The 13,429-nt window shown below is 42.6% G+C and carries 10 protein-coding genes; 6 read left to right on the plus strand and 4 right to left on the minus strand.

Features of this window, described 5'->3' with window-relative positions:
- Positions 1 to 41: 41 nt before the first annotated feature.
- Complete coding sequence (locus ACZ5NL_RS05260; RefSeq protein WP_464843327.1) at positions 42 to 1,229, plus strand: glycine C-acetyltransferase; 1,188 nt, start codon at positions 42 to 44, stop codon at positions 1,227 to 1,229.
- 82 nt (positions 1,230 to 1,311) lie between these two features.
- A complete protein-coding gene (locus ACZ5NL_RS05265; protein ID WP_464841163.1) occupies positions 1,312 to 2,124 on the plus strand; it encodes a DUF835 domain-containing protein in 813 nt (270 codons plus the stop codon).
- Here the strand turns inward: ACZ5NL_RS05265 and endA are convergent.
- Genes endA through ACZ5NL_RS05280 form a run of 3 tightly spaced genes read right to left on the minus strand, consistent with a single transcriptional unit; the run spans position 2,121 to position 4,438 of the window.
- Positions 2,121 to 2,585, minus strand: coding sequence for a tRNA-intron lyase (endA, locus tag ACZ5NL_RS05270; protein WP_464843328.1), 465 nt, complete (start codon positions 2,583 to 2,585; stop codon positions 2,121 to 2,123). The two genes, ACZ5NL_RS05265 and endA, sit on opposite strands and share 4 nt — an antisense overlap.
- Positions 2,586 to 2,629: 44 nt before the next feature.
- Positions 2,630 to 3,139, minus strand: coding sequence for a ribosomal protein S18-alanine N-acetyltransferase (gene rimI / locus ACZ5NL_RS05275; protein WP_464841165.1), 510 nt, complete (start codon positions 3,137 to 3,139; stop codon positions 2,630 to 2,632).
- 54 nt (positions 3,140 to 3,193) lie between these two features.
- Positions 3,194 to 4,438: an alpha-amylase family glycosyl hydrolase gene (locus ACZ5NL_RS05280; protein ID WP_464843329.1), complete on the minus strand. Its 1,245-nt coding sequence runs from the start codon at positions 4,436 to 4,438 to the stop codon at positions 3,194 to 3,196.
- A 230-nt stretch (positions 4,439 to 4,668) separates the two neighbouring features.
- On the opposite strand from ACZ5NL_RS05280, the gene herA reads away from it, so the two are divergent.
- The 4 genes from herA to nurA are packed head-to-tail and all read left to right on the plus strand — an operon-like array spanning position 4,669 to position 11,689.
- Positions 4,669 to 6,402, plus strand: a complete 1,734-nt coding sequence (gene herA / locus ACZ5NL_RS05285; protein ID WP_464841166.1) for a DNA double-strand break repair helicase HerA — start codon at positions 4,669 to 4,671, stop codon at positions 6,400 to 6,402.
- On the plus strand, positions 6,392 to 7,705 hold the full coding sequence (gene mre11, locus ACZ5NL_RS05290) for a DNA double-strand break repair protein Mre11 (RefSeq protein WP_464841167.1): 1,314 nt from the start codon (positions 6,392 to 6,394) through the stop codon (positions 7,703 to 7,705). Before herA ends, mre11 begins: the two co-directional genes overlap by 11 nt.
- A gap of 6 nt (positions 7,706 to 7,711) precedes the next feature.
- Positions 7,712 to 10,366, plus strand: coding sequence for a DNA double-strand break repair ATPase Rad50 (gene rad50, locus ACZ5NL_RS05295; RefSeq protein ID WP_464841168.1), 2,655 nt, complete (start codon positions 7,712 to 7,714; stop codon positions 10,364 to 10,366).
- Positions 10,367 to 11,689, plus strand: coding sequence for a DNA double-strand break repair nuclease NurA (gene nurA, locus ACZ5NL_RS05300; RefSeq protein ID WP_464841169.1), 1,323 nt, complete (start codon positions 10,367 to 10,369; stop codon positions 11,687 to 11,689). It abuts the gene before it with no gap.
- On the opposite strand, the gene tgtA is transcribed toward nurA, so the two are convergent.
- A complete protein-coding gene (gene tgtA, locus ACZ5NL_RS05305) occupies positions 11,690 to 13,426 on the minus strand; it encodes a tRNA guanosine(15) transglycosylase TgtA (RefSeq protein ID WP_464841170.1) in 1,737 nt (578 codons plus the stop codon).
- Between the last annotated feature and the right edge of the window lie 3 nt (positions 13,427 to 13,429).

The raw sequence follows: 13,429 nt of genomic DNA on the forward strand, positions 1-13,429 counted from the left end.
TTTATAGGTGAGAAATACCAATATTCTACTTGGTGATACGTATGGGAAAGCTTGACTGGATTACCGAGGAACTTAATGAACTCAAAGAGAAAGGCCTCTATGTAAGAATTAGAGTTCTTCAGAGCGCCCAAGGTCCTTGGGTGGTTGTTGACGGAAAGAAAGTTTTGAACATGTGCTCCAACAACTATCTTGGTTTGGCAGCACATCCAAAAATTAAGGAAGCAGCCATAAGGGCTATTCTTGACTATGGTGTTGGAGCTGGAGCCGTAAGAACTATTGCCGGAACAATGGAACTCCATGTGGAGCTTGAAGAAAAGCTGGCAAAGTTCAAAAAGAGAGAAGCCGCCATCCTCTTCCAGAGCGGCTACAATGCAAACCTTGGAGCAATAAGTGCTCTCATAAAGAAGGGCGAGGATGGAGTTTTTGTTAGCGAAGAATTAAACCACGCAAGCATTATAGATGGCATGAGGTTAAGCGGTGCACCAAAGGTTATCTACAAGCACCTTGACATGGAAGACCTCAAGAAGAAGCTTGAGGAAGTAAAGGACAAGAAAAAGAAGCTTATCGTCACAGATGGTGTGTTCAGCATGGACGGTGACCTTGCCCCCCTCCCAGAGATCGTTGAACTGGCAGAGCAGTACGATGCAATGGTATACGTTGACGATGCCCACGGTGAAGGTGTTTTAGGGGAACACGGAAGGGGTATAGTGGATCACTTCAAGCTCCACGATAGAGTGGACTTCGAGATGGGAACGCTGAGTAAAGCCTTCGGTGTCATCGGAGGTTATGTTGCGGGACCAGAGGAAGCAATTGAGTATCTAAAGCAAAGAGGAAGACCATTCCTGTTCTCCTCAGCACTCAATCCACCCGATGTTGCTGCCGCAATAGCAGCAGTTGAGATTCTTCAAAAGAGCGATGAGCTCGTTAAGAAGCTCTGGGATAACACTCACTTCCTCCAAAAGGGGCTTAGAGACCTAGGTTATGACTTAGGGAACACAAAACACCCAATTACACCAGTAATGCTTTATGACGAAAAGCTAGCCCAAGAGTTCTCAAGAAGACTCTACGATGAATACAACATCTTTGCACAGGCAATTGTCTATCCAACTGTCCCACTCGGTACGGCTAGAATAAGATTAGAGCCTTCTGCAGCCCATACAAAAGAGGATCTGCAGTATGTAATTGACGCCTTTGAGGATCTCGGAAAGAAGACAGGATTTTTGAAGTGACTTTTTCACTTTCTTTTTTGAACTTTTTCTAACGAAAGGTATTTAAATCCATATGCTCATTAATTTCTGGAGGTGAGAGGGGATGAGCGCTATAACTGCAACCCTCTCACTGACCGTCTTGCTATTGCTGGTAAGCTTAGCAATCAGTGGGATAAAATACAGGAGGAGGTTCATAGCTAGGTATCCCACACTTAGAAGATTCTATGACTTTACGATAACGGGGTTTGTGATGGCGGCATTATCAAAATTTGTCTTCATGTTTATCGACCTATATGACAGTGGAATTCTCTTTCTGAACCCTTCAGAGAGAATGCTCTTAAACACGGCGGGGAATGGCCTAATAGTATTCGCACTTCTCTTCATTCTTCTCGGATGGATAACCCTGTTAAAGAATCTCATATCAAAATACAAACTCTCTCCAGTGATAGAGATAGAAGGTAAAGAAGAAAAATTTGCCCCTGGGGTGCATTTATGCAAAACAAGAGATTGCAACTTACTGTTCATGGATCTGTTGAAAGGAAGGGCAGGACTTGTTGTTTCTAGAACACCAAGGCACGTCCTCAAGGAAAAGTTAAAGCTTGAGCAAACCCCAATGTTATGGCTCACAAAAATAGATGGGAAGGACAATATACACCCACTGAGGCTTGAGTTTCTCCTACAGACATTGGTGGACTTCATGAAGTCAGGGAACACTCCAAAGGTAATTCTACTAGATGGAATCGAATATCTTATGATAGAGAACGGGTTTGAACCGGTTTTTAAGTTCCTAGCAGCATTGAACGATTATGCGTTGCTCAACAACACAATAATCTTGGTTCCCTTAGATGAAAGTGCTGTTGAAAAAAGGCATGTAAACCTCCTAAAAAGGGAATTCGGGGAGATAAAAGCGGATTAAAATTTTATTCTGCCTACTTGGTAATAAACCACATCATTGTCCTCGTCCACAACAGCAAGAACCATCTTTTTTCTAACTCCATGAGCAACCCTGACCCTAGCGGTTAAGTCGTTTGGATGCATTTTCTGACTCTCACTTACAACCCAGATCAGCCAGTCCGAATGCTCTTCCATTCCTTTCCGGTACACCCTAAAGTGGGAGCCATACTTGAGGGCAGTCTTTACAGTATAGCCCCTATCCCTGAGATCCTTGTAAACCAAGAACTTTAAATCAAACTGCTCATCTTTTTTCTTTCCAATTTCAAAAAGCTCCTCAAGGCTAAGCTCTTTCTCACCATCAAAAACTTCAATCCACCCTTTGTCCAAAAGGTATACGGCTTCAATGAGGGAGAGAAAGAGCTTACCGTTTACAACTTCCCCATAATGCCTCTTATTGTAGAGCTTGTTTATGGCACTCTCCATTGTGCTAAAAACCCTATCCCCACTTAGGTAAAATTTAAACCCGCTCAACTCCTGCCACCCCAAGCATCTGGTGTGAGAACCATGTAGTAGGCATCCTCACCATCAGAGTAGTATCCTTTTATGATTTTCATCTTCTTAAAGCCCAGCTTTTCGTAGAGCTTTATCGCTCTCTCGTTGCTGACTCTAACCTCAAGTCCTATATACCTAGCACCTCGTTTTATTAACCTGTCTATAACAACCTCCATTAGGGCTTTGCCTATTCCATTCCCCCTATAAAGGGGATCAACGGCTATACTCATTATATGGCCCTCCATATCAGGTCTCAGATAACCCATTACATAGCCCACTATCCTCCCGTTATATTCTGCAACGAGAAAGGTCTCTGGATTTGCTTCAAGGAACATCAGAAACAGGCCTCTCGGGTATTGCTCCCTAAAAGACTGTCTTTCAATGCGCATAACCTCACTCAGGTCAAAGAGGGTAGCAGGCCTAATATTGACAAGGCTAAGGGGAATCTTTCTTGGGAAAGGGACATCTCTTGAAGACAGGCTCATATTAGGATATTCGCTCGATGGTTTTTAATCTTATTGATCTTTAAAGGGGAAAGATCAAAGACAAATTATCATGGGTTCAAAGGAAACATCCAGCTTCCCGGCTTTACTTTCAACTTTCTTCCCGCTCAAAAGATCTCTTCCCTCAACTTCAACCTCTATCTCTCCAATTTTGCCCTCCAGATTAAAAATACCAACTACATTTTTGCATTCCACAACCGCAACTCCATCCTTTGCCAGGTACACCCTTTGAGTGTTGCAATCGATTGATTTTTTGATTTCAATCAGTCTCCTGATGAAAGCTGAAAAGCTCCTATCTCCCTTTTCCCAGGGGATAGGATCCTTTTCAAATAGACTTGGTTGCTTTTCAATAGCATACTCCTGTCCCGCGTATATCAATACGGCCCCCTTTAGCATGAACATAAAGGCCGTCCAGTTCTTTAGACGAAGTTCATCCCTAAATATCTCAGCTGCCCTTGGTAAATCATGATTCTCCAGAAATCTAAGCTTAACATAATCTGCGGGATACAAAGTATCCTGAACATAGAGATAATCAATATAGCTTGACAGACTTCTTTCTCTTCGCAGATATCTTTCCAGCATCTCCCTTCCATCGTAATCATAAGTAATCTCAAACACTCGATGCATCTCAACATCCGAGTGAGCCCTAAATCCTCTCTCCCGTAACCACTTGACAAAAGAAGGGTGTACCGTCTCAGCTAGCCAGATGAGATTAGGATTAACCTTGGCAACTTCTTTTTTAGCTTTCTCCCAGAATTCTAAGGGCACGAGAGGGGCAACATCACACCTAAACCCATCTACGTACTTAGCCCAAAACTTCAAGGTTTCTATCTGGTACTCCCAGAGCTCTCTATTAGAGTAATCAAGGTCGTAGACATCGCTCCAATCTGGAACCTTTCTTGAAGGCTTTCCTTCAACGGTATAAAACCATTCAGGATGTTCCTCCAAAAGTCTAGAGTCTCGTGAGGTGTGATTGTATACGATGTCTATCATAACCCTAAGCCCAAGCCCATGAGCCCTTTCCACGAGTCTTTTAAAGTCTTCAAATGTACCCAGTTCGGGGTTTATTGCTCGGTAATCTCTTATAGCGTACGGAGAGCCGAGAAAGCCCTTTTTACTTTCTTCTCCTATAGGGTATATAGGCATTAACCAAACAAAGTCCACACCAAGGGACTTTATTCTCTCCAGATCTTCAGCCAATGCCCTTAGAGTCCCCTCTTCTGTGTGGTTTCTTGGGAAGATTTCATACATAACGAGCTTTCTTAACTCGCTAGCCTGCATTTGTATCACCGAGAGTGATTATACTTGGGGGCTAAAATAGTTTTTGGAAAGTTTTAAAAGAGTTAGGGAGTAGGTTAAAAAGAAGTGATGAGCGCTTCCGATCCTGAGGGCAAGATGATGACCGGATTCCTGTCTGATCTCCCATCTGTGTCTTTTCTTACCATACTGCCGAAGATTAAGATTAAGTTTATAACCAGCTCGGAGTTAATTGATTAAATGAAGGTGGTACAATGAGGATAGCGGAGGATGCCGTGGGTATAGTTAAAGGTGAGGCAAGTGTCATCGGTTATGATTTTTCCGCTCATCCAGGTGTAAATTTACAGTTTGGAGAGTTCGTTGTTGCTCAGAACAGAAACGGGGAATGGGTTATTGGCACAATCAGAAAACTTCAAAACATAAATTGGCTTCTCATAAGCGGAAAAAGCACATACCAGTCGCTTCAGCTCGATTTAGAGCAGTATGGAGAAAGTATTGAGGACAATGAGGAAGTCATCGCAACTGTAAGGGTACTAGGCAAGCTCAACTTCAATGGCAAGAAGGTTGAAGTTTTACCAAATAGGGTTCCAATTCCCAATGGAAGAACCGTTTATAGGCTAAGCGACGAGGTTCTCAAGGCAATATATAACCCTGGAGAGGGATACATAGAGGTTGGAACGCTTCTTCTGAGGGAGAGCGTGCCAATTTATTTGAACGCTGATGAGCTTGTATCAAGGCATTTTGCCGTTTTAGCTGTTACAGGAGCAGGTAAGTCGAACACCGTTGCAGTAATGATAAGCCAGATTGTCGAAAAGCTCAGGGGGACGGTGGTTGTTCTAGACCCCCACGGGGATTACGTAAAGCTAAAGCTCCCCAACACAGGGGAAAAGTATGTCAAGATAATAGAGGCCAAAATAAGGCCTGAAGAAATGGATAGTGAGGAGCTGGCAGATCTGATAGAGGTCGCAAAAAACGCCACTATACAGAGGGAGTTCCTAGCTAAAGCCTGGGAAACAATCAAATATGAAAATCCAAACCTGGGTGGGAGGGAGCTTATTGAAAAGCTCATGGAGACAATAAACGACTGGATCAGAAATAAAGAAGCAAGGTATTGGGACGAAGGGAAGAAGGGCTATTTCACGGAAGAACTCAAATCAGATAGAGTAGAGACGTTAAGAGGAGTTGTTTTGAGGCTTAGGAGATTCCTAAGGAATTATGGAAGCTTATTAACTAGTGAAGATCTCATATCCCAAATTGAGCCAGGAAAAGCAAATGTTATTGATCTCGGGCCTTTAGACGAAGGTCAAATGAAGGTTGTTGTTGGAAAACTGCTCCAAGGAATATTCGAGGCGAGGGTAGACTATGAAAAAGCTAGAAAGAAACTTGAACGCATAGAAGATGAACTAAGAGAAAGCAAAACGGCAAAAACGTCCAAACTCCAGGAGGAAATTAAAGAGCTTAGAGATATTATGAAGAGCATTGAAGATAAAAGCAGGGCACTTGCCGAGCCGATACTCATGGTAGTGGAGGAGGCACACATCTTTGCCCCACAAGGAGAACACAACGATGCTGTAAGGATTTTGAGCAGAATTGCTAGAGAAGGAAGAAAATTCGGGGTTGGACTTGGAATAGTGTCTCAAAGACCAAACAAGCTTAATGAGGACGTCTTAAGCCAGACAAACACCAAGATAATTCTAAAGATTGTAAATCCAAAAGACCAAGACTACGTTCTAAAGGCAAGCGAGCAGCTGAGCAGTGATTTACTAGCCGATATAGCATCTCTCGGAAAAGGAGAGGCTGTAATAGTTGGTCAGGCAATAGCTCTTCCAGCTCTGGTAAAGATATACAACTTCAAAGAAAGGGGCGGCGATTATGGAGGAGAGGACATAGGGATTGTATCAAGGTGGCGTAAAAGAGCAGAAGAGGAAGAGAAAGAGGAAGAGATTCGGCAAACTTATGAAAATGAGGGGATAGAATATGACCTTTAAGTTCGCCCATATTGCCGATGTGCATCTTGGGTTTGAGCAGTACAGACTGCCTTATAGAGCCGAGGAGTTTAGAAGAGCTTTCGAGACCGCAATAAAAGAGGCAATTAAAGAAAAAGTGGATTTTATACTGATTGCGGGAGACCTCTTTCACCGGAGCAATCCAAGCCCGCAAACAATAAAAGAAGTCATAGATATCCTCTCAATTCCAAAAAAAGAGAATATTCCGGTTTTTGCGATTGAGGGAAACCATGACAGAACCCAAAAAAGAATTTCCGCTTACACTCTCTTAGAGTCCCTAGGATTGATGTACGTCCTTGGCTTCAGCGAGGAGAAAAAAGAAAACAAGTATCAAACCACAGAGAAAGTTGATGGTAAGCTAATTGTCAAAGGGGTCTTTGAAAAAGGCAACAAAAGCCTGGAGATTTATGGAATGAAGTTTATGAGTGCTGCATGGTTCGAAAGGAACAAGTTGAGTGATTATTTTAAGCCAAGTGGGGATGCAATACTTATGCTTCATCAGGGAATAAAAGAAATGATGGATAGCCTAAGACTTGAAACGCAGAGAGATTACTTTGAAATAACCCTCGAAGACCTGCCAGAGGGGTTTCTTTACTACGCAATGGGGCATATACACAAAAGGTGGCAGAGCAATAAGGGTCTAGGTGTGGTGGCTTATCCAGGCTCCTTAGAAAGATGGGATTTTGGAGACTACGAAATGAGATACCGATGGAGGGGAGATGCTTTCGTTCCCCAGGCTGGAGAAGACAAGGGCTTTCTAATAGTGGAGGACTTTAAGCCGAAGTTTGTGAAGCTTGATGTTAGGCCCTTTTATGACGTTAAGATTAAAGCTGAGGAGACAATTGTAAAAAAGGAGCTCAAAAAGCTAAGTGCAAAAATTCCAAAAGAGGCCTTTTTAAGAGTAGATATCGAATGGGAAAAACCCTTTGATGTATCTTTTCTATATGAGATCTTCAACGTTAAATACCTCCACATAAGAACGAAGTTCAAGAGGCCTTCCATAAGGGCTGGGAATACGGCGAACGTAAAAGGGTTCTTCACTCCTCTGGAACTCAAGGTACTAGAGCTTGTTGGTGAAAAGGAATTTGAAGCATCTGAAGAGGTCATAGAGCTTCTTTTAAAAGGTTTTGCTCCAGAAAAAGAGCCTATACCCGTAAAAGAGGAGAAAAAGGCTGAGGAAAAAGCAAGAAAAGAAAAGCCCAAGCCCGAAGCCGAAGGAAAAAGCAGAAAACAAAAAGAGCCACCCAAGAAGAAATCAGATTTATTATCCTGGCTGAAAGGGTGAGAGAAAATGATGATTGAAAAGATAATCGTGAGAGATTTTCGCTCACATGAGTTCACAAAGGTAACGTTTACACCGGGAATAAATCTTATAATAGGGCAAAACGGTTCTGGAAAAAGTTCCCTTCTTGACGCGATACTTGTGGGCCTTTATTGGCCTATGAAGCCCAAGGATCTCAAGAAGGAAGATATCCTTAGGGTAAATGGAAAAAGCACTGAGATAACAATATTTTTTGAGAAGGACAACGTGAAGTACCAGCTCCACAGAAACATAACTAGGGGCATAGCTTTCGTTAAGTATCAAGAGGGCAATGGATGGCATTATGCAACCGAAGCGAGTCAGCAGTCCGTGAGAAGATGGATGGAAAAACTAATCCCATACGACATCTTTGTGAATGCCATATACATAAGACAGGGGGAAATTGACGCGATTTTAGAAAGTGATGAAAGCAGAGAAAAGGTCGTAAGAAAAGTTTTGGGTTTGGACAGATATGAGAATGCCTACAACAACCTTCTTGAAGTTAGAAAGGCCATAGATTCAAAAATCAGCGCAATTGAAGAATACCTTACAGCAATGAGGAACATAGATGAGATGATAGAGGAAACCAGAAGAAGCCTAAGTGAGGCTATAAAACAAATAAACGATCTTACACCAAAGATTCCAAAGCTGAGAGAGGAAACCGAGAGAGTAGAAAAGAGACTTTCTGAACTTGACGAGCTGTTGGAACAACTCAACAAAGTGAAAGAGGAAAAAAGTGAAATTGAAAAGAACCTCGAAAGGGTAAAGACAAGGATAAGCTCCTTAATTAAGTCAACAAACGAGAGGAAGGAGAAGATAGAAGAACTGAAAAAGAAAGTTGAGAAGCTTGAAAAAGTCAAGCCCCAAGCAGAGAGGTACATAGAGCTTGAAAAGTTTCAGAAAGAATACAGCGAAATAAAATCAAGGATCGAAAAAGAGCTTAGAGGCTATGAAGGAAGGCTCTCTCAAATAGAAGAGAGACTCAAGGAGCTCATGCAGAAGGAAGAAGAGCTGAAAGATATCAAAGAAAAGATAGAGGAAATAACAGAAAGGCTCGAGAATTTAAAGCAACATGCAGAACAGTATGAAGAAGTCATGAGAATTAAAAAAACAGTGGAGGAGCTAAGGAAGAGATTGTCCCTCAGTGAGGAGGATATTAAAATCCTCAAAGACAAAATAGAAAAGGCAAAGAAAAGAAAAGAAGAAATCCGGGAGAAGCTTGAGCAGATTGGAGAAGAAAAAGGAAAGCTCAGGAGTCTTTCCGGGGAGAAAGACAAGGCAATATCGGAGCTCATGAAAGCCAAAGGGAAATGTCCTGTCTGCGGCTCCGAACTTACAGACGAACACAGAGAAGAGCTTATCAAAAGCTACAGAATGGAGATCAAAACATACATGGCAAGGCTGAAAGAGTTAGAAAAAGAGGAGAAAGAACTCAGGGCAGAGCTCACAAGAATTGAAAAAACTTTGAAAAATGAAAGCGCCATAATAGCAAACGAAGAGATATTAAAACAAATAAAAGAAAATGAGGAAAAGCTAGCTCAGTTCAACATAAGGGAGCTCGAAAAAGAGGCCAAAGAATACGAAAAGCTCTCGAAAGAGAAGAACCAGCTTGAGGGCAAACTTAACGGCATCTTAGAAGAGCTCAAAAAGAAGCCAGTGTTAGAAAAAACGAAGAAAAACATAGAGGAAAAAATAGAAAATGCTAAAAAAGAACTTCAAGAATGCAAGAAGAAACTTAAAGAGCTCGGCTTTGAAAATGAAGAGGATCTTAAGGCAGAGCTTGAAAAGCTGAGGCCTATCTATGAAGAATACTTGGGACTCCTAGACGCCAAAGATGGGCTTGAGAAAGAGAAAAAACGTCTCCACGAAGAAGAAAAAGAATTGAGAGCTCTAGAAGATCAAAGGAAACAGCTTGAGAAAGAGTTGTCATCGGTAATGGAAAGAATTGCAAAGCTCGAGAGAGAGTATAACAAAGAAGAACATGACAAGCTTAAAAAAGAGCACATTGAGAAGAGAGAAGCCCTAACAAGGGCAGAAACCGAGCTCAAAAGCTTAGAAGAGAGAAAAGAGGAACTGAGCAAAAACTTAGAGAGCCTTCAGAAAGAGAGAGACAATGTCAAGAATAAGAAAAAAGAACTCGAAGAACTAAGGAAAGCCAGAGAAAGAGTTCAGGAGCTTAGGGAAAAGGTCAGGAGATTTAAGAACATCCTTAAGGAAGATGCACTTGCAAAAGTTGGTGAATACGCGAGTGAGATATTTGAAGAGCTCACGGAGGAGAAATACTCAGGAATAAGTGTGAAGGCAAAAGAGAACAAGGTTGTTCTTGGGGTTATATACGACGGGAAGGAGAGAGAATTATCCTTCCTGAGCGGTGGTGAGAGAATAGCCCTTGGTCTGGCATTTAGATTAGCTTTGTCCCTTTACCTTGCAGGAGAGATCCCCCTTCTCATAATGGATGAGCCGACCCCCTATCTCGATGAAGAAAGGAGAAGGAGGCTCGTAGATATCATGGAACGCTATTTAAGAAGAATTCCGCAGGTGATAATAGTTTCCCACGACGAGGAGCTGAAAGATGCTGCAGATAGAGTGGTGAGAGTCAGACTTGAAAACGGTGTTTCGAGAGTGGAGGAGGTTGAGGTGGGGTGAATGTACCGTCTTATTTCCAAGGATCAAGCAGACAAAATCCTCCAAATGCTTAAAAACGAGCTCAAAGAAGCTGAAGGAGCTTTAAAGGGTAAGGTAGATTGGAGACCTCTTCCTGAAAAAAGAGAGAGCAAGGTTTACGCAATTGATGGAAGCCAAGGAAAGGCCAGATTGAGCGGAACAATAATCTATACGGTAGCTTCTTTTGCCTTTGGAAACGGTAAGAGTGCTCGCTTGGTTTACACAAATTCGATGATCTACAATCATGGAATATCTGATCAGATCATAAGACTTCAGATGGAAACACTAGAAAACAAGCTCGGAGCTCTAGTAGGGAATGAAGAGCACATGATTTTGATGGACGGAACGCTCACCGGCTCATTAACAAGACCTCCCGTTTATCCTGAGAGCGTTAGGGGAATCACGACCCTTGTTGATACCCTTGGAAAAAACACGCTTGAAGAGCTCATCAGGGACTTTGTGGAAAGACTCGATGAACACTACCTCGACTTAAATAAGCGTCTCACCGAGAAGAGAGAGATTTACGAGGAGGTTATACTTACAGATGAGGTTATAGAGGAGTATTCGGAGTTCTACAAAGCAATGGAAGGCAAAGAGATTGTAAGCTACGACGGTGCCCTGAAGAAGCTGAGGGATGCCCTAAAAGCCGAGGTTCCCAAAAGCGAGATAATAAAAATCGCCGAAGAACTAGAGGAATACAGTGAGCCAAAGACGTTAACCCTTGAAGAGGCAAGAAATACAATCCATGTTGTCTTGGGCTACTTGGAGTATCTCTATTCCCTCGAAAAGCTTCTTCAAAGAGAGTTAGTATACCTAGCAAAAAGCTTCTACAACAGAAAAATCACGTCAAAGTTCGGCATAGATCTCCTTGATGTTCCATTTATTGATGCATACCTCGCCAAAACACAAGGAGAAGAGCTTCCTGGCTACTGTGTAATATACGATCCAGAAGCTACTGGAGAAAAGAAGAAAATAGCCCATCGTTTGCCAAGGGCTTTAAGAAAATACTTCCCCACCGTCCAGAGGTTTATAGAAAGTGGAGTTCCCTCTGCATATATAAGGACAATGAAGGGGGGCATCATATATCTACTTCAGTCTAATACTCCAATTAACGATGAGCTGATAGCAAAATTGCTGTGGCATGAAAGCAACGGCTATATAAGACCACTCCAGAGAGCTCATGAAGGGGTTAAGATTGAACAGAAAGCCTTCAAAGTAGAACTCGAAGCCCTCATGAACTACCTGAAAAAGAAAGATAAAGAACTGAGAGTTTTCATAAAATACGGAAGATCACCTCTCGAATGATCACCCAACTCCCCTTCTAACTTTTACCGCAAGCCCTTGTTGAAATACCTTAAGCTCCCTGCCGTTTAAGAGAGTTTGGCCGGTTGCCAAAAGCTCGTCGTTTTTGTTGACTACAAGAACCTCATCATAGGGCCTTATGTTCTCATCAGCATCAATCACAAACTTCGCAAAAATGTTCTTCCCCTTTCTTGCAAAGGGCTCTGCGTCTTCATTAACAACAACTCTCATCCTCGGATATGGGAGAACCTCGTGGAGCCTTCTGGCACCTTCAATTCCAAGGGTTAAAAGGCCATCTTCAGCCCTGAAAGTAGCTATGTGTTTACCTTTGAATTTTATCTGCCTTGGCATGCCTGTCTTTCTTGAGAGCTCCACAAAAACATCCTTAAATGCTTCACCAGCTCTTTCACCAAACTGATATTCAGCAACAGCCTGAACGTAAAGCTTCGCTTCTTCCTTTGAAGGCTTCTCTATGGTAAAGTCCTCCTCTCCCTCGCTCTGGGCAAATGGGAACGTTAGGCCTAGATACTTGGGAATTTCACCGAAAAGGGGATGTCTAACTGTTTCGGGAAACTTCTGCCTAATTCTCTCAGCCCTGCTCTTAGCCCTCAGTACCACGGGAGTTTTCATGATCTCCTCACTAACCTTAAAGAAGGCCGAGGCTTTTGTTATTGGCTCGTTCTCCTCGAGATAATCCTTATACTCAAGTAACCTTTTATATGCGGCAAACATTTTTGGATGAGACCGTGAGCGCTCGTCCACAAGCTCCCAGAGTGCCCCCTCTCTTATTGCCTGCTTCACCCTGTTGAGCTCCTCCCTAATGACCCATAGGTTGTGAAGAGCAAGTAACCTTGTCCTTTCTTCCTTTGGCATTTCTCGAAGCTCTTGAGGGGTATACCTAGAGCAAACAGGACACGAACAGGGAAAATACCCAAGCTCCTCAAGTCTTTTAGTCCCTTCAGGCGTCATATAGCGGTCATCTTTTGCATAGAGAGCATAGCTCGCTGAATCAAAGAGATCTATTCCCATTGCAACTGCCAGAGCAAATACCATAGGATGTCCAGCGCCAAAAAGATGAACCGGTCTATCTGGTCTAAGTCCGAGCTTTGAGGCTATTACAACATCGACCAGCTCCCTATAGCGGTAGCTCTCCATTAACGGAACAACGGCACCAATCGGGTGTATCTCAAAGTTCATCTCACTTAGTCTCTTGGCCGCATAGGTTCTCAAGTCAAGATACGTTGATCCTTGAACGGTGGCATTCATGGGTATGCTTTTTATGGCCTCAGCCTCCTTTGCCCTCTCAAGTGTTATCTTGAGGTCTTCCTCTGCTTTCTCCCTTGGGGCATCTGGAACTGTCGGGATGTCAAGAAAGGTTCCTATATCAACGCCTATCTTATGCTGGAACTCTATGATTTCTCTATTGGTAATATCTATTCCCCCATACCTCATAAGCTGGAAACTTCCAGAATCAACTTCCACTATACCGTCATACTCCAAAAGCCCGTGAATGCCTTTTTCAAGGGCCGTCTCTCTGAGTTCTTCATCTTTGTAGATTATATAGGAGTTTGTAATTATAATGTCAAAGCCCATCTCTTTGAGCTCTTTAGGAGTCACTATAAGCTGTTTGGGATTTACAACCGGCATTATCGCTGGAGTCTCGAGCTTTTTTCCATTAACTTCAATTTTTCCTATTCTTCCCGCAGCATCTCGCGCTTTTATCTCAAATTTGAAGTCCATTTT

Source organism: Thermococcus aegaeus, assembly GCF_055393685.1.